This is a genomic window from Micromonospora musae (assembly GCF_003626635.1).
GTDB classification, from domain to species: Bacteria; Actinomycetota; Actinomycetes; order Mycobacteriales; family Micromonosporaceae; genus Micromonospora; species Micromonospora musae.
In genome coordinates, this window is record NZ_RAZT01000004.1 from 414,105 (window position 1) to 430,810 (window position 16,706).

The 16,706-nt window shown below is 73.1% G+C and carries 14 protein-coding genes; 9 read left to right on the forward strand and 5 right to left on the reverse strand.

Annotated features, from left to right (window positions below; translation table 11 throughout):
* The first annotated feature begins 40 nt into the window (after window positions 1-40).
* From D7044_RS10595 to D7044_RS10615, 5 genes are all read left to right on the forward strand, one after another.
* A complete protein-coding gene (locus D7044_RS10595) occupies window positions 41-1,840 on the forward strand; it encodes a peptide ABC transporter substrate-binding protein (RefSeq protein ID WP_120688712.1) in 1,800 nt (599 codons plus the stop codon).
* 77 nt (window positions 1,841-1,917) lie between these two features.
* Complete coding sequence (locus D7044_RS10600) at window positions 1,918-2,877, forward strand: ABC transporter permease (RefSeq protein WP_120674669.1); 960 nt, start codon at window positions 1,918-1,920, stop codon at window positions 2,875-2,877.
* Window positions 2,874-3,794: an ABC transporter permease gene (locus D7044_RS10605; RefSeq protein WP_120688713.1), complete on the forward strand. Its 921-nt coding sequence runs from the start codon at window positions 2,874-2,876 to the stop codon at window positions 3,792-3,794. The genes D7044_RS10600 and D7044_RS10605 overlap by 4 nt, the downstream gene beginning before the upstream one ends.
* 12 nt (window positions 3,795-3,806) lie before the next feature.
* Window positions 3,807-5,939 (forward strand): ABC transporter ATP-binding protein, encoded by a 2,133-nt coding sequence (locus tag D7044_RS10610; protein WP_120688714.1) that lies wholly within the window; start codon window positions 3,807-3,809, stop codon window positions 5,937-5,939.
* On the forward strand, window positions 5,936-6,634 hold the full coding sequence (locus D7044_RS10615) for a copper homeostasis protein CutC (RefSeq protein ID WP_120674675.1): 699 nt from the start codon (window positions 5,936-5,938) through the stop codon (window positions 6,632-6,634). Before D7044_RS10610 ends, D7044_RS10615 begins: the two co-directional genes overlap by 4 nt.
* 9 nt (window positions 6,635-6,643) lie before the next feature.
* Here D7044_RS10615 and D7044_RS10620 read toward each other — a convergent pair whose 3' ends face one another.
* A complete protein-coding gene (locus D7044_RS10620; protein WP_233564938.1) occupies window positions 6,644-8,785 on the reverse strand; it encodes a copper resistance CopC family protein in 2,142 nt (713 codons plus the stop codon).
* A 216-nt stretch (window positions 8,786-9,001) separates the two neighbouring features.
* Here D7044_RS10620 and D7044_RS10625 point away from each other — a divergent pair, with 216 nt between their 5' ends.
* On the forward strand, window positions 9,002-9,571 hold the full coding sequence (locus D7044_RS10625; protein ID WP_120688781.1) for a sigma-70 family RNA polymerase sigma factor: 570 nt from the start codon (window positions 9,002-9,004) through the stop codon (window positions 9,569-9,571).
* A 78-nt stretch (window positions 9,572-9,649) separates the two neighbouring features.
* A complete protein-coding gene (locus D7044_RS10630) occupies window positions 9,650-10,399 on the forward strand; it encodes a zf-HC2 domain-containing protein (RefSeq protein ID WP_120688716.1) in 750 nt (249 codons plus the stop codon).
* A gap of 79 nt (window positions 10,400-10,478) precedes the next feature.
* On the opposite strand, the gene D7044_RS10635 is transcribed toward D7044_RS10630, so the two are convergent.
* Together D7044_RS10635 and D7044_RS10640 are read right to left on the reverse strand one after the other, a co-directional pair.
* Window positions 10,479-11,027 carry a DUF5872 domain-containing protein gene (locus D7044_RS10635; protein ID WP_120674681.1) on the reverse strand — a complete coding sequence of 183 codons (549 nt, stop codon included), beginning with the start codon at window positions 11,025-11,027 and terminating at the stop codon, window positions 10,479-10,481.
* Window positions 11,028-11,206: 179 nt separating this feature from the next.
* Complete coding sequence (locus tag D7044_RS10640; protein ID WP_120688717.1) at window positions 11,207-13,123, reverse strand: glycerophosphodiester phosphodiesterase; 1,917 nt, start codon at window positions 13,121-13,123, stop codon at window positions 11,207-11,209.
* Window positions 13,124-13,299: 176 nt separating this feature from the next.
* Here D7044_RS10640 and D7044_RS10645 point away from each other — a divergent pair, with 176 nt between their 5' ends.
* Together D7044_RS10645 and D7044_RS10650 are read left to right on the forward strand one after the other, a co-directional pair.
* Complete coding sequence (locus D7044_RS10645) at window positions 13,300-13,668, forward strand: GntR family transcriptional regulator (RefSeq protein ID WP_120674684.1); 369 nt, start codon at window positions 13,300-13,302, stop codon at window positions 13,666-13,668.
* Window positions 13,665-14,678: a hypothetical protein gene (locus D7044_RS10650; protein WP_120688718.1), complete on the forward strand. Its 1,014-nt coding sequence runs from the start codon at window positions 13,665-13,667 to the stop codon at window positions 14,676-14,678. The genes D7044_RS10645 and D7044_RS10650 overlap by 4 nt, the downstream gene beginning before the upstream one ends.
* Window positions 14,679-14,843: 165 nt before the next feature.
* On the opposite strand, the gene D7044_RS10655 is transcribed toward D7044_RS10650, so the two are convergent.
* Both D7044_RS10655 and D7044_RS32945 read right to left on the reverse strand, forming a co-directional pair.
* Window positions 14,844-15,887, reverse strand: a complete 1,044-nt coding sequence (locus tag D7044_RS10655; RefSeq protein ID WP_120688719.1) for an OmpA family protein — start codon at window positions 15,885-15,887, stop codon at window positions 14,844-14,846.
* The gene (locus D7044_RS32945) at window positions 15,884-16,333 is read right to left on the reverse strand and encodes a helix-hairpin-helix domain-containing protein (RefSeq protein ID WP_411710975.1); all 450 of its coding nucleotides are present in this window, start codon (window positions 16,331-16,333) and stop codon (window positions 15,884-15,886) included. Before D7044_RS32945 ends, D7044_RS10655 begins: the two co-directional genes overlap by 4 nt.
* Window positions 16,334-16,706 lie beyond the last annotated feature (373 nt).

The following is a 16,706-nucleotide window of genomic DNA, read 5'->3' on the forward strand; positions in this document are numbered from 1 at the left end:
CCGGAGACGCGGGGCACGTGCACATCAATCGAGGAGACTCATGAGGAGCAGAATTCCGGGGCGCGCCCTCCGCGGCGCCGTGGCGCTGGCGAGTGCGCTCGCCCTCGGGGCGGGCCTGGTCGCCTGCGGCGGCGGTTCGTCGAAGGACGGCGGCAGCCAGGGCAAGGACACCGTGACCGTCGCCCTCCGCACGCCGAACTGGATCCTGCCGATCTCGGCGCCCGGCTTCACGCAGGGTGAGAACGCCATCTTCGGCCAGGCGCTGTACCGGTCGCTCTACCAGTACAAGCTGGACGGCTCGGCGCACTACAACATCGACCCGAAGCGCTCCATGGCCGAGCCGCCCGCGGTCAGTGACGGCGGCAAGACGCTGACCATCACGCTCAAGGACAACACCTGGTCCGACGGCAAGCCGGTCACCACCAAGGACATCCAGTTCTGGTACGACCTGGTCACCGCGAACAAGGACAAGTGGGCGTCCTACCGGGCCGGCGGCTTCCCCGACAACATCGCGCAGTGGACGATCAAGGACGACAAGACCTTCTCGATCACCACGAAGCAGGCCTACAACACCGCGTGGTTCGTCGACAACCAGCTCAACCGCATCACGCCCCTGCCGCAGCACGCCTGGGACAAGGACTCCGCCACCGGCGCGGTGGGCGACCTGGCGAGCACTCCGCAGGGCGCCAAGAAGGTCTTCGACTTCCTCACCGCGGCCTCGAAGGACCTGAAGACGTACGACTCCAACGACCTGTGGAAGGTCAACAGCGGCCCGTGGCAGCTCGCGAAGTACGTGCCGAGCGGTGAGGTGACCCTAGCCGCCCAGCCGAAGTACTCGGGCGAGGACAAGCCGAAGCTGGCCAAGGTCGTGCTGCGGCCGTTCACCAGCGACGACAGCCAGTTCAACGTGCTGCGCGCCGGTGACGTCGACTACGGGTACGTACCCGCGGCGAACGTCTCCCAGGAGGGCTACCTCAAGTCCAAGGGCTACACGATCTCGCCCTGGTACGGCTGGTCCGTCACCTACCTGCAGCTGAACTTCAACAACCCGAAGACCGGGTCGCTGTTCAAGCAGCCGTACCTGCGGCAGGCCATGCAGATGCTCATCGACCAGCCGACCATCAGCAAGGTGGTCTGGTCCGGCACGGCGGCGCCGACCTGCGGCCCGGTGCCGGCCAAGCCGGGCGCCAACGGCACCGACGCCGCGGGCTGCGTCTACTCGTTCGACCCGGCCAAGGCCAAGGAGCTGCTGGAGGGCCACGGCTGGAAGGTGACGCCGGACGGGCAGACCACCTGCCAGACGCCGGGCACCGGGGCCAACCAGTGCGGCGAGGGTGTCGCCGCCGGCACCGCGCTGAACCTCACCGTCACCAGCCAGACCGGCTTCGCCGCCACCACCAAGATGTTCTCCGAGATCAAGTCGCAGATGTCCAAGCTCGGCATCCAGCTGACCATCAAGGAGGTCCCCGACTCGGTGGCCGTCACCCCGGCGTGCAAGCCGACCGAGGCGACCTGCTCGTGGGACATGTCCTTCTTCGGCTCGCAGGGCAGCTGGTACTACCCGGCCTTCGCCAGCGGTGAGCGGATCTTCGCCACCGACGCCCCGGTGAACCTGGGCAGCTACAGCAACGCGGAGGCCGACCGGCTCATCGAGGCCACCCAGTTCTCCGGCGACGAGAGCGCGCTCAAGGCGTACAACGACTTCCTCGCCAAGGACCTGCCGGTGCTCTGGATGCCGAACCCCGTCTACCAGAACTCGGCGTACCGCTCGGGCCTGCAGGGCGTCGAGCCGCAGGACCCGATGAACCTCATGTACTTCCAGGACTGGTCCTGGAAGTGACCGATCACTGATCGTCCCGGCCCCGGCGGCGCGCACCGCGCCGCCGGGGCCCCGACCGGGGAGGAGGAACCGACCAGGTGGTCCGGTACCTCATCACGCGCCTGGGCCAGGCCCTCGTCGTCGTCGTGCTCGTCACGGTGATCGCGTTCCTCATCCTGCACCTGCTGCCCGGCGGCGCGGCGCGCGCCACGCTGGGCAAGGAGGCGACGCTGGATCAGCTGGCGGCGTTCAACCACGAGATGGGCTACGACCGGCCCTGGATCCAGCAGTACCTGATGTACGTGCAGCGCCTGCTGCACGGCGACCTCGGGTACTCGTACCAGCTCAACCAGTCGGTCGTCGAGGCGATCACCCAGCGGCTGCCGAAGACCATGGTGCTGTCGCTGCTGTCGACCCTGCTCGCCATCGTGCTGGCGATCCCGCTCGGGGTGATCCAGGCCGTACGCCGCAACCGCTGGCCCGACTACACCATCACCTCGCTGTCGCTGCTGGCGTACGCCACGCCCATCTTCTTCATGGGCCTCATGATGATCATTCTCTTCTCGCAGGTGTGGCCGATCCTGCCGCCCGAGGCGCCGCAGGGCTTCACGGTGGGGGAGGTGCTCGCCGACCCGGCGGGGCTGGTGCTGCCCACGATCACGCTCGCCATCGTCACCATCGCGGTCTACTCGCGGTACGTCCGCTCCACGATGGTCGACAACCTGAACGAGAACTACGTCCGCACCGCCCGCAGCAAGGGCCTCTCCGAGCGGCGCGTCGTGCTGCGGCACACCCTGCGCAACGGGCTCTTCCCGGTCATCACCCTGCTCGGCATGTACCTGCCGGCGCTCTTCAGCGGGGCGCTGGTCGTCGAGTCCCTGTTCAACTTCCCCGGCATGGGGCAGCTGTTCTGGCAGGCGGCGTTGAAGCGTGACTTCCCGATCCTGCTCGGGGTCACCGTCATCATCTCGATCGCGACGGTCGTCGGCGCCCTCGTCGCCGACCTGCTCTACGCCGCCGTCGATCCCCGGGTCCGACTCCGCGGGAGTTCGTCATGACCACACTCTCCGAGGCGGGCCGCCCCGGCGCCGCCCCCGATCCGGCCGACGCCGCCGAGGCGCCGGTACGCGGCCTCTGGCGGCAGGGGTTCGTCGTCTTCTGCGAGAACCGGCTCGCCCTGGTGGGTCTGGGCCTGTTCATCCTGCTGGCCGGGCTCTGCTTCCTCGGCCCGCTCTTCTACCACACCGACCAGGTGCACACCGACCTCGCCGCCGTGCACCTGGCCCCCGGGGAGCAGGGGCATCCGCTCGGCACCGACGGGGTCGGTTACGACCAGCTGGGCCGGCTCATGCTCGGCGGTCAGACCTCGATCATCGTCGGGCTCGCGGCCGGGATCCTCGCCACCGCGGTCGGCACGATCTGGGGTGCCGTCGCCGGCTTCGTCGGCGGGTGGGCCGACACGGCGATGATGCGGGTGGTCGACGCGATGATGTCGATCCCGTCGCTCTTCCTCTTCATGCTGCTCGCCGCCATCGTCACCCCGAGCGTGCCGATGCTCATCGTCATCATCGGCGCCTTCGCCTGGTTGGGGCCGGCCCGGCTGGTCCGCGGTGAGGCGTTGACCCTGCGCTCCCGCGAGTACGTCCAGGCCATGCGGGGGATGGGCGGCACGGGCGGCCGGGCGGTGCGCCGGCACATCGTGCCGAACGCCATCGGAACGGTGATCGTCAACGCGACCTTCCAGGTCGCCGACGCGATCCTCTACGTCGCATACCTGTCCTTCCTCGGCCTCGGCGTCCCGCCGCCGGCGGCGAACTGGGGCGGGATGCTCTCCGACGGCCTCGCGGACACCTACAGCGGCCACTGGTGGCTGCTGTACCCGCCGGGAATCGCCATCATCCTCATCGTCCTCGCCTTCAACTTCATCGGCGACGGGCTGAGGGACGCCTTCGAGGTCCGCCTCCGTCGCCGCTAGCAGGAGCACGAAATGAGCGAATCGACCGAACCGAAGGTCCGGCAGCACCAGGCGGCCGGGGACGGGACCGCCGTCCAGCCCCTGCTGGAGCTGCGCGATCTCGACACCGACATCGCCCTGCGCCGCGGCACGGTGCACGCCCTCGACGGGGTCAGCCTCGAAGTCATGCCGGGGGAGACCCTCGGCGTCGTGGGCGAGTCGGGCAGCGGCAAGACGATGACCGCACTGTCGATCATGGGCTTACTGCCGCAGGGCGGCCAGGTGACCGGGGGACAGATCCTCTTCGAGGGTCGGGACCTGCGATCGCTGCCGGCCGACGAGGTACGCCGGACTCGTGGGGTCCGGATGGGCATGGTCTTCCAGGACCCGCTCACCTCGCTCAACCCGACGATGCGGATCGGGTACCAGGTCGCCGAACCGCTGCGGGTGCACGAGGGAGTCGGTAAGGCGGAGGCCCGCGAGCGGGCCGTCGAGATCCTGCGCCGGGTGGGAATGCCCCGCCCCGACCGGATCGTCGACAACTACCCGCACGAGCTCTCCGGCGGAATGCGGCAGCGGGTCGCCATCGCGATGGCGCTAGTCTGCTCCCCGCGCCTGCTCATCGCCGACGAGCCGACCACCGCGCTCGACGTCACCACCCAGCGGCAGATCCTCGAACTCATCGACGACCTGCGGGAAGAGTTCGGGATGGCGGTCATCCTGGTCACCCACGACCTGGGTGTCATCGCGGGCCGCGCCGACCGGGTCGCCGTCATGTACGCCGGACGGGTGGTGGAGACCGCCGCGACCGCGGAGCTGTTCCGGTCGCCTCGGCACCGCTACACCGAGGCGCTGATGGAGGCGCTGCCCGAGACCGCGGTCCGGGAGGCCGGCAAGGAGGCCCGGCTCTACAGCATCCCCGGCCTGCCGCCGGACCTGTCCCGGCCGCTCACCGGCTGCCGGTTCGCGCCGCGCTGCCGACACGTCACCGACGAGTGCCGGAGCACGGACGTCGCCCTCTCCGGCGGCGAGCACCAGTTCGCCTGCCTGCACCCGGTCAGCGGGACGCCGACCGGGCCGGTCACGCTGCCCGCCCCGGTGGTGCGCGAACCGGCGCCGGTGGAGGCGGCGGCCCCGGTACGCGTCGAGTCGACGGCGACGCCCGTCCTGTCGGTGCAGAACCTGGTGAAGAACTACGCCGCGCACGGCCGGGGCCTGCTGCGCCGGAACGCGGGCCAGGTCAGCGCCGTGGCGGACGTCTCCTTCGAGGTCGCCCCGGGGGAGACCTTCGGGCTGGTCGGCGAGTCCGGCTGCGGGAAGTCCACAGTGGGTCGGCTGGCCGTGGGGCTGGAGCGGCCGAGCGCCGGCCAGATCCTGCTCGACGGCACCGACCTCGCCGGGCTGGCCGGGCGGGAGCGCCGCCGGATGCACCGCCAGGTCCAGCTGATGTTCCAGGACAGCTACGCCGCGATGAACCCGCGGATGCGCGTCGACGCCATCCTCGCCGAACCGCTCGAGATCCAGAAGGTGGGCGACGGGGCGGCGCGGCGGGCGCGGATCACGAGCCTGCTCGACCAGGTCGGGCTCTCCCGGCGGGTCCTGGAGCGCTACCCGCACGAGTTCTCCGGCGGTCAGCTGCAGCGCATCGGGCTGGCCCGGTCGCTGGCCCTGCAGCCTCGGCTGATCGTCGGCGACGAGCCGGTGAGCGCGTTGGACGTGTCGATCCAGGCGCAGGTCCTCAACCTCATGCGGGACCTGCAGCGCGAACTCGGCCTGGCGTACGTCTTCATCAGCCACGACCTGTCGGTCGTCGACTACATGGCGGACCGCATCGGCGTGATGTACCTCGGCAAGCTCGTCGAGGTGGGGCCCGCCCGGGAGGTGGTCCGGGCCGCCCGCCACCCGTACACGCAGGCGCTCATCGACGCGGTACCGTCCATCACCCCGAGCGCCACGGCGGCCCGGGACGGTGTCACCATCCAGGGCGAGCTGCCCAGCGCGCTGAACCCGCCCACCGGGTGCCGGTTCCGGACCCGCTGTCCGCTGGCCCAGGAGATCTGCGAGACGGAGCCGCCGCTCGCCGGCGACCGGCACCAGGTGGCCTGCCACTTCCCGCTGCGCCCGGAGGCGGATGCGGTCTCCGCACAGACCGGGACCGCCGCATGACCACTGTGGAGATCTGCGTCAGCGACGTGCCGACGGCCCTGGTGGCCGAGACGGCCGGGGCCGACCGGCTGGAGCTCTGCGCCGACCTCGGCCAGGGCGGCACCACGCCCAGCCTCGGCACGGTCGAGGTCGCCCTGCGCACGTTGCGCAGCGCGGGGGTACGGATCATGGTCCGCCCCCGTGGTGGGAACTTCCGGGTGACCGAGGTCGAGGAGCAGGTCATGCTCGCCGACATCGCCGCGATCCGCCGGCTGCCGAACCCGCACGACCTTGCGGTCGGGGTGGTGGTCGGCGCGGTCGCCGCCGACGGCCGCCTCGACCTGCCCGTGCTGGGTCGGCTGATCGCGGCCGCCGGGCCGCTCCCGGTGACCGTGCACAAGGCCTTCGACGAGGTCGACGACCAGCTGCGGGCGATCGAGGAGATCATCGACCTCGGGGCGGACGCCGTGCTCACCTCCGGCGCGGCGCCCAGCGCGCTGGCCGGTGCCGCCCGGATCACCGAACTGCGGCAGCGCGCCGGCGACCGGTTGCGGGTGATCGCCGGCGGCGGCATCCGGTCGCACAACGTCCGGCAGGTGCTCGCGGAGACCGGGGCGCGGGAGGTGCACCTGCGGGCGCCGGTGCCGCGCGACGGGCGGGAGGCCACCGACGGCGACGAGGTCCGCCGGGTCGTCGCCGCCGTACGTACGGGCTGACCGGGGCGCTCAGCCCACGTCGATCGTGTACTGCGCCGTGTGCACCGCGCCGTCGACCTGGAAGTCGAGGAACGCCCGGTAGCGGCCCGGGCTCGGCGGCGTCAGCCAGAACTTGACCGCCCCGTCGACGAGTTCCGGCTCCGGATGGACGTGCACGTAGCCGAGGTCGCCCTCGCGGACGACGACCAGGTGCCCGTACGCGCCCAGGTAGCGCTCGACCGGGGCGGGCGTACCGGCGCGGGTGATCCGGAACGAGGTGGGGGACATCATCCCCACCGTGGGCGTCCCGTCCATCGACACCGTGAACGGCCCGGCGGTCGCCTGCGGCTGGGGCGGCGGCAGCGCGGTCGGGGTGTGCGCGCCCGGCACCTGGTGGTCGACGCCGAGGACGAGCGGCAGTTGGGTGCCGGCGGCGGTGGTGACCGAGAAGTCGGCGTAGACGCGGTAGCCGCCGGCCCGGGGCAGCGTCAGCGGGATGCTCCAGGTGCCGTCGGCCGCCATCGTGGGATGCAGGTGCTGGTATCCGGTCAGGTCCCGACCGACCACGATCAGGTGCAACGTCTTCTCGTGCACGACCGCGAAGCGGGTGGCGGCCCGCCGGTCGGCGCCGATGATCTGGAAGCGGTACTCGGCGGCGACGCCCGCCGGCTGGGACCGCTGTTCCGGCTGGAGGCGGTACCCGCCGGCGCTGACCGTCGTGCCGGACACCTGGGTCTGGCCGGCGCCGCCGTCGCCGGGATGGCTGTGCGGGCCGGTACCCGCCGGGTGCTGGTGTCCGTCCATCGCCGACATCGCCTGCCCCGCGACGACGGGCGCGCCGGCCGGGCTGGTGCCCGCCCGCGCGTCGGCGCCGGTCCGGGGGTCGCCCGCGCCGACGCGTCCCAGCCCGAACCCGGCGACGAGCGCCACCACCAGGCCGCCGACGAGCAGCGCGAGACGCGCGTTGCTCAGTCGGGGCCGGAGCGTCGCGGCGGCCGCCGCACCTTCGGGCGAGCCGCCGGGACCGGTTGCGGGTCGCGGGTCGTCGTCCGTCGCCGGGCCGGCCCCCTGCTGCCTCGGCACCACGGATCCGGTGGCGGTTCGCGGGCCGCTCTCCGTCGTGGCGCCGGCCCCGCGCTGCCTCGGCACGGCGGACCCGGTGGCGGTTCGCGGGTAGCTCTCCGTCGTGGCGCCGGCCTTGCGCTGCCTCGGCACCGCGGACCCGGTGGTGGCGGTGACGGTCGTGCCGCCCCTGCGTGCCGCGGGGACGGCAGCGGGCCGCCCCCGGTTGCCGGAGGCCGGCTTGGTGACCTTGGCACCGGTGCCGGTGCGACGTCCGGCGCCGCCGCCTGCTTGGGCCCGGGCGCTGCTGCCTGCTCGGGCCCGGGCGCCGGTGCCCCGCCGGGCGGCGGCCCCCGCGGCGCGGGCCCGACCCGCGGTGCGGTGCCGCCACACGGCGAGGAGGATCAGCGCCACCGCCGCCACCGCCGAGCCGGTCCACGCCATCCAACCGAGGCCGCCCTCGTCGTCGGCGCGGTCGGCCGCGGCGGCCGCCGGGGGCGGGGACGACGCGACGGCCGGCGCGGCCGAGGGGCTCTGCGGCGTCGCCGAGCCGGTCCCCGGGTTGCCGTGTTGTTCGGTGGCCGCGATCAGCGCCGGGTCGGGCTGGTCGGTGGGGGGCTGCCAGCCCCGCGGGGCCGCCGTCGTCGCTCCGGTGTAGCGGAAGGTCGTCGCGCCCCGGACGGTGTCGCCGTCGGAGGCCACCGTCAGGTAGCTGATCGAGTACTGCCCCGGCCGCGGCAGGTGGGCGATCCGGACCACCGCCGGAAACCCGGTCGAGTACTCGCGCGGCTCGAACTTCCCGTCTACCAGGAAGTACTCCCGTACCGGCTGCTCCAGTGGCTTCGGTTCGCCGTTCGTCCAGCCGTCGTCGACCCGGCCACCGCCCGGCGCGGTGATGGTGAAGTAGGCGTTGGCGGCGACCCGCTCGGTGAAGTAGAGCCGGACCTCCGCCGGCGGTCGGCTGACCGCCGAGCCGTCCGCCGGTGTGGCGGTCGCCAGGGTGCCGTGGGCAGCGGCGGGCGGGGTGGACGCGAGGACCGCGATCGCCGCCGCGAGGACGAGCGCGAGCAGGCCCGAGACGACGCGCCGGAGAGCCGGGGGGAGAGGCATCATCGCATTCTCACGACCGTCGAGCTTCAATCAAGACTTCGATAACTTTTTATACGTATGGCAAAAGTTCTGCCCCGACCGACTCCAACATCGAGTCGGACGGTACGAAACTTCCTACCTTGTACGGCGCGGCACCGGATGGGATACGCTGCCCCCGGGCTACTACAGCGCGTCGTAACTGCCCCGGGGGATCCGGCGGCGTGACCGGAGGTGGAGATGGCGGACGACGAGGCGGAGATCACCGGCTGGGCGCTCGCCGCCGCCAAGGGTGACCGGGCCGCCGCCGCGCGGTTCGTCCAGGCGACCCAGCCGCAGGTCCGGCGCTTCCTCGCCGCCCTGACCGCCCCCTCGGAGGCGGACGATCTGGCGCAGGAGACGTTCCTGCGGGCGGTCCGGTCCCTCCCGTCGTTCGCCGGCCGCTCCTCCGCCCGGACCTGGCTCTTCACCATCGCCCGCCGGGTGGCCGTCGACCACGTCCGCGCCACCGTCGCCCGTCCCCGCACGGTGCCCGTGCCGGACGGGTACGACACCCCGGACCTCCACCGCAGCGGGTTCGACCGGCAGGTGATCCTGGAGCGGCTGATCGCGGAGTTGCCGGCCGAGCGGCGCGAGGCGTTCGTCGCCACCCAGGTGCTGGGCCTCTCCTACGCCGAGGCCGCCGAGGTGTGCGACTGCCCGGTGGGCACGATCCGCTCCCGGGTGGCCCGCGCTCGGGAGGATCTCCTCGTCGCCATGGACGCTCGGCCGGGATCGGGGGCGCGTCGTGGCGGTCACGAGGTTGGCTGACGCCCGCGAAGCCGCTGTGACCTGCGTCGGGGCGAAATTCGCGGGAACCAACGCCGCCGCTGCCACGACTATCGGTACATGAGGTGTGAGCAGTGGCGCGAGGTCCTGTCGGCGCAGCTCGACGGCGAAGAGACCTCCGCCGAGCGGACGGCCGCCGAGGCTCATCTCGCCGGGTGTGACGACTGCCGGACGTGGTTCGACCGGGCAGCCGCGGTTTCCCGCCGGGCCCGCCTGTCGGTGCCGACGGCCGGACGCGATCTCACCGACGTGGTCCTGGCGGCGCTGCCCGCGCCCGAGAAGCGCCCTCGGCGCAACCGGTTGCTGCTCACGCTCCGCAGCGCGCTGGGCCTGGTCGGCGCCATGCAGCTCGTCCTGGGGCTGGTGCAGATCGCGCGCGGAGCCGCCGACGGGCACACCCATCCCGCCGGGGCGCTGGCGGCCGGCCACCTCTGGCACGAGTCCGCGGCGTGGAACGTCGCCGTCGGCGCCGGGTTCCTCTTCGTGGCGGCCCGGCGCACCCCGCCGACCGGTCTGGTGCCGATGCTGAGCGCGTTCGTCGGCACCCTGGTGCTGCTCTCGGCCAACGACGTGGTGACCGGTCGGGTGGAGGTCACCCGGCTGGTCAGCCACGGATTCCTGCTCGCGGGGTACGCGATGGTCATCGCGCTCTCCCGGCCACGACTGCACCCGGACGGCCCCGCCACCCGGGGTCGCGGCGACGAGACCCAGTGGCGGCTTCCGGTGGAGGAGGAGGCGGCCCCGCCGACCCTGCGACTGCTGCCACCGCACCCCGGCTCGGCGCACCATCGGGACCGTACCGCCGCCTGACCGACGCCCGGGGGCGGCTGTCCGGGTCGCCGGCCGTGCGGCGCTTCCCGAGGCCGGGTGCCCGGCCGGCGGGGGGCGGTCAGCGCCGGTCGAGCTCCGATTCCAGCCGCCGGACGAGCGTCTTGCGGCCCTTGCCGCCGCGCTCGCGTCGCAGCGCCGTCCTGAGCTGGCCCGTCTCGAGGTGGGGGACCTGCTTGACCGCCTCGGCCACGCGCAGGTCCAGCAGCCGGTCGACGGAGGTGGCGGCGCTACGCGCCCGTTTGGCCGGTCCGGTGTTCGGTACGAACTGCCTGCCGGAGCGCGACGCCTTCCGCTTCTTGACGTCGGTCGCGCGACGTTCCTCGGGGGAGAGCTTCTCCCAGGCCCGTTTGGGCAGGTAACGGCTGGTCTCGCCGTCCTTGCGCGCCCGCGTGCCGCCCTGCCTGGTCTGCCACTGCTCGTTACCCCAGCGCCGCAGGTTCCGTTGCCGCTCGTCCCGCGGACCCTGGTAACCCCCGCCGCGCTTCTGGTACTCCTTCGTCAGCAGCTGCGACTTACGCGCCGACCACTGTCCCGGCCGCCCGCCCTTGTCGGAGGCCTGGATCTCGTCCTTGAGCTTCTGTCGCAGCTCCGGATCCGTGTACCGCATGGCGAAGGGCTACCCGGGCCCGAGCGGCCTATGCGTGGCCGCGAATCGTCGACGGAGGGGCTCGCCGTGCCCGGTGCGGGGCGGCGGTCGCCAGGGCCGGCCGCTCCCGGGGTCAGCCGGGGGAGGTGACGAGGAGCCCCGCCGTCGGCCCGGACGGCGGGGGCTCCACAGTGCGGGGACTAGCGCAGGGCGAGGGTCCGGGCGTCGGCGGCGATGACGCTGGCGACCTCGGCGGGCACGGTCCTGCCGGCCTGCCGGTCGACCCAGCTGGCCAGCTGGGCGTACTGGCCGTGTGCCAGCTTGACGGCCATCGTGTCGACGGCGGACGGGTCGGCCCCCGAGGTGAGGATCAGGTAACCGAGCCCGGCCTGGCTGACCGTCACGGTGAAGGTGCTGGTCGCGGTCGCGGTGCCCTCCGGACCGGTCACCTCGGCGGTGACCGTGTGCCGGCCCGCCGTCAGCTTGGCCAGGTCGAGCTTGCGCCCGGCGGCCGACTTCTTGCCGTCGAGGGTGACGGTGACGGTCTCCGCGTTGGTCGCGGCGACCGCGATCACCGGGGACTGGGCGCGGTCGAGCCGGGCGCCCTCGGCCGGCGAGGCGATCTCCACGGTGGGCTCGGCGGAGGCGCGCTGCGTGAACGCCGAGTTCCAGCCGACCAGCTCGGCCGCGCGGTTGGTGATGATCGCGTCGGTGCCGATCCGCTCGAGCCGCTGCCAGAGGCCGGCAGAGTCCATCGTCCAGGCCATCACCGCGACTCCGGCGTCGTGCAGCGGTGCGATCACCTCCGGCTTGGCCAGCAGCGCGTTGCCGTCCGGGTTGTACGCGGTCAGGTGCAGCTCCTTGGAGATCGCCACCGGATCGGCGTCGAGGCTGCTGCGGAGCAGACCGAGCGGCAGCTCGGGGGCGAGTTCGTAGGTGTACCTGAGCGCGTCGACCTCGAAGCTCTGGACGAAGACCCGACCCATCATCTGCTCGTCGCGGATCACCTGGATGATCGTGGCGACCTCGTCCTTCGTGTGCTTGCCCTTGATCTCCAGCAGCAGGTTGCCGCCCCGGGTACGCAGGTCGGCGAGCTGCTCGGCCAGGGTCGGCACCCGCTCGCCGACGTACTGCGGAGCGAACCAGGAACCGGCGTCCAGGGCCTTGATCTGCGCGGCGGTCAGGCTGCGGATCTTCCCGGTTCCGTCGGTGGTCCGGTCGACGGTGTCGTCGTGCAGGATGAACGGGACGCCGTCCTTGCTGGGCTGGACGTCGTTCTCGATCCAGTCGGCGCCGCCCCTGCGGGCGATCTCCTGCGCGACCAGGGTGTTCTCCGGCGCGGCGGCGGAGGCGCCGCGGTGTGCGATCACCGTGAACGGGCTGCCCTCGGGGCGGATGTAGCCGTTCGGCGGCAGCTCGGTGACGACGACGTCGTCGTAGGAGACGGTGCCGCCGTTGACGAAGAGCGCCTGGACGCCGTCGGTGGACCGTTGGAGGCTGCTGGTGCGCATCATCTCCCGCCCGTCGAAGATCCAGCGGGCCTGGCTGCCGTGCACCTCGACGGCGACCCGCACGTCCCGGCCGGTGCCGGCGGCGTACGGGGCGGAGGCGGTGTTCGTCACCACCCAGGCGTTGGCCGTGGTCCGCTGGGCGAACTCGAGACCGTTGGCGGCCGTGGTGCCGCTGCGCATGGTGGCGATCCACCACGGAGTGGCGCCGTCGGCCGGGACGTCGATGCCGAGCGAGGCCCAGCGGGTGGCGGCGGAGACCGACTCGAAGCGCATGGTCGCCTCGAACCGGAAGTCGTTCAGGTGCCGACCAAAGGTGATCTTGTTGTTGGCGCTCGCGCTGGCGGAGGTCCCGTAGAGCCGGCCGTTCTCGACCTTCCAGGCGCCGTCGACCGCGTTCCAGCCGGCGGGCAGCGTGCCGGAGGAGAAGCTCTCCGAGACGACGACGTCGCCGGGCTCGGCGGCGGCGGGGGACGAGGTCGTGATGGCCACCGCGGCGACGCCGCCGGCGACGGTGAGCGCCGCAGCGGCGGCGACGGCCCGGGTACGCGTCAGCACGGACCCCGTGGCGGCGCGGCCGGACGGCGATGATGCGGAAGGGACAGTCATGGCCGGGACGGTACGAAGCGGCCCCGAATGCGTCCTCAATTGAGCGTGGCCGTCGCCGGAACGTCAGATGTACGTGCCCGGCCGTCGTTCATGGGGGCGGTCGAGCGACGGCCACTCTGGACGGCCGACTACGAATCGCCCGCCGCATGCTTCACTTGTTCTAGTAGTATGCGAACATGTTGTTCAGTGTGGTGCCGGAGAGCGGGATGCCGCTCGCCGAACAGATAGCGGCCAGTGTGCGCCGAGCGTTGGCCGACGGTGCGGTGCGGCGCGGCGACCGGCTGCCGGCCGCCCGGGAACTCGCCGACACCTTGAACGTCAACATGCACACGGTGCTCCGGGCGTACGCGGCGCTGCGCGACGACGGGCTGATCGAGCTGCGGCGCGGCCGTGGCGCCGTGGTGACCGGGGCGGTGCCCCGGGAGCAGGCGCAGGTGATCGAGTGGGTGCGGCGTCTGGTCGCCGATGCGAGCCGCGCCGGCGTCGGCCTGGAGGAGCTCGTCGGGATGGTACGTAAGCATTACGCGAAGGAGATGGGCGGATGAGGAGAGCACGGTGGATCGCCGGGATCGGGCTCCTGCCGGGCGCGTTGCTCGCGGGTGCCACGGCGACGACGCTCGCGTGGCGGGGACGCCTGCCGGACCGGCTGCCCAACCAGGGCGGCGTCGGCGGCCGACCGGTGGAGACGACGATCCCGGTCGACACCCTGGCCGCGCTCCTGATCGGAGTGGCCCTCGCCGCCTGGATCGCCGGGCTCGTCGCGTTCCTCGCGGCCGGTTGGCTGCCCCGTACGCCCCGGCACTGGCTGCGCGCGGGCATCCAGGTCGCGGTCGCCGCCGTCGCCGGCGCGGTGCTGACGATCCTGCTGATGGTGCTGAACGCCGCGCTCGACGCGGCCACCGCCGCCGACGTGCGGATCTCCTGGGCCTACTTCGCCGCGACGATGGCGACGCCGGCCGGGGTGGCCGTCGTGTCCGGTCTCGTGGCGCTGCTGCTGGCCGGCCGGGCACCGGCGCAGCGCCCCGATCCACGCCAGCCGACCGGCGTCGCCGCGACGGTGGCGACCGACCGGCCCGCCCCGGCGGGCGACGGTGAGCGGCTGCTCTGGTGGGAGTCGCGCTCGCTGCGGCCGGTGGTGTGGGCGGCGGCAGCGCTCGCGATCACCGGACCACTGCTCGCCGCCCTGCTGGTGCCCTTCGTGGGCGTCTCCGGCTGGGCGGGGCTGGCACCGACCGTCACCGCGCCCATCCTGCTTCCGTTCACCCGCTACCGGCTCGCCATCGACGCGCGCGAGGTCCGCCTCGCCTTCGGCCTGTACCGATGGCGCCTGCCGCTCACCGCCATCGCCTCCGCGGAGGAGGCCCGACTGGACGCGTCGACCTGGCTCGTCCGCGGCATGTTGCGCGGCGCGACCGACCCCACGCTGCCGCTGCTCCCCGGCCGGGTGCTGGCCCTCCGGCTGACCGACGGCACCCGACGGCTCGTCACCTGCCGGGACGTCGCCACGGCGGTCGAGGCCGTGAACACCCTGCGCGCCCGCGTCGCCGCCGGTTGAGCCACCCGCCGTCGGGAGCCCGCTGCCGGGCTCCCGACGGCCGACCGCGCTCACCGACCCCGCCCCCGCGCTCACCGACCGCGCTCACCGACCGCGCCGCCGACCGCGCGAACCGACCGCGCGAGCCGACCGCCCCCGCCGGGCGGTCGGCTCGCGCAGCCGGCCTCAGGTGCCGTCGTCCGTCGGTGGAGGCGTCGCGGTGACGACCAGTTCGACCCGCCGGTTCTGCGCCAGCCCGCCCGCGCTGGTCTCGGCGACCTTGGGACGGGTCTCGCCGTACCCTTCGGCGCTCAGCCGGTCGCCGGCCACGCCGTGCCCGGCCAGGAAGTCGTGCACCGCCTGAGCGCGGGCACGGCTGAGGACGAGGTTCGACTCGGCCGAGCCGGTGGAGTCGGTGTGGCCCTCGATCCGGATCCGCGCGCTCGGATTGGCCTTCAGGATCCGGGCCACCGTGACCAGGCTCCTTCGGGAGGCCGAGGTGAGCGAGTCGCCGCCGCTGTCGAACGTGAGCCGGGGCAGCTCGCCTAACCGCCGTCGTACGTCCGGGACCTCGATCCGGTCGTCGACCACCGCCCCGGTCCGCCGGGCGGCGCTGAGCACCGCTTCCCGGTACAGCTCGGAGGGGGCGGTTCCGGTCAGGGTGAGCGTTCCGCGGTGCAGCTCCACCCGGGCGTCGGGACCGTCGCCGCCGAACGCGCGGAGCACCCCCGGAAGGCCGGCCAGCGCCGCGTCGCCCACCTCCGGGTCGACCGTGAGGTCGTCGTCGACGGCCCCGGCGCCGTAGGTGGCCACCGCCGCGTCGACCAGCGCGGTCCGGGACTCCGCGGTGGGCACGGTGCCCCGCAGGGACGCGCCGCCGTGACCCAGGGCCACCGAGACGGTGGGCGGTACGCGGAGCGGCGCCGCGGGGATCTCGGACTCGACGGCCCGTACGCCCGCCAGGGCGCGGACGACGCCGCGGGCCCGGTCGGCCTCGGCGGCGGAGCCCGCCCTCAGCTTCCCGTCACGTCCGGTGAAGGTGACCCGTACGTCGGAGAGGCCGGCCGCGTGCAGCGCCACAGTGGAGCGCTGGGTCAGGTCGGCCTCCATCCGGTGCCGGTTCGGCAGCTGCTGGGCCGTGCCGAGTACGGCCAGACCGAGTATCGCCACGATCAGGGCGACCAGCGGGCTGAACCGGCGCTCTCGCCTCGGGGCAGGAGTCTTCGTCATCGGGTCCGCCCCACCGGCTGCGCCTGCGCCGCCGTCTCGACGTCCCGGCCGGCCACCAGCCGCTCGGTGAGTTCGCGGAATCCTGCTTCGTCGCCGTCGGCGAGCAGCCGGGCCTGGCGGCCCCAGGTCACGAGACTCGGCGCGAAGGTGAGCCCGGCCGCCTCGATGGCCGTGCGCCGGGTGTCGTCGTCGGCCTCGGCGAGCTGACCGAAGGTGTGGATGCCGGCGGCGCGCAGGGCGGCCGCCATCTTCGGGCCGATCCCCTCGATCCGCTCCAGGTCGTCGGGACCGGTGCGGACGGGCTCGGTGGGCAGGGGCGTGGCTGCGGCGGTGTCGGTCGCGGGCGGCGCCGGCCTCCGGCTGCCCCAGACGAGCCAACCGACGAGCAGCCCCAGCAGGAAGGCTGCCAGGATGATCAGGAGTGACTGGTTGATGAACCAGGCCATGCGAGGCCTCCGAGAAGAAGCGTACGGGGATGGGATGCCGCAGCTCGGACGGCATCGGACGCCTCGTTCGAGGTGAAGGATGGCGACCGGCGTGGACGTGGCCGCCAGGGCCCGTCCCGAGCGCGGACTGCGCGACATCCTATGTGGACGATCGACGGCGGGCGGCAGCCGGAAGCGGCGAGGCGGCGAGCGGTCGGGCGATTCCGGCCGCGACAGCCGTAGGAGTGATGAGTGTGAATGTTTCGCCACTCGTCGGATGAACGGCGCGGGGCGGCACCGTAGCGTCGATGCGTTTCGTGCCGGCACGGTCGCCGCACGTGACCGCCGGTTCGGCGCCGCGGGAGCTGGCGGCGCGGGGCTGCGGCCCTCGTGC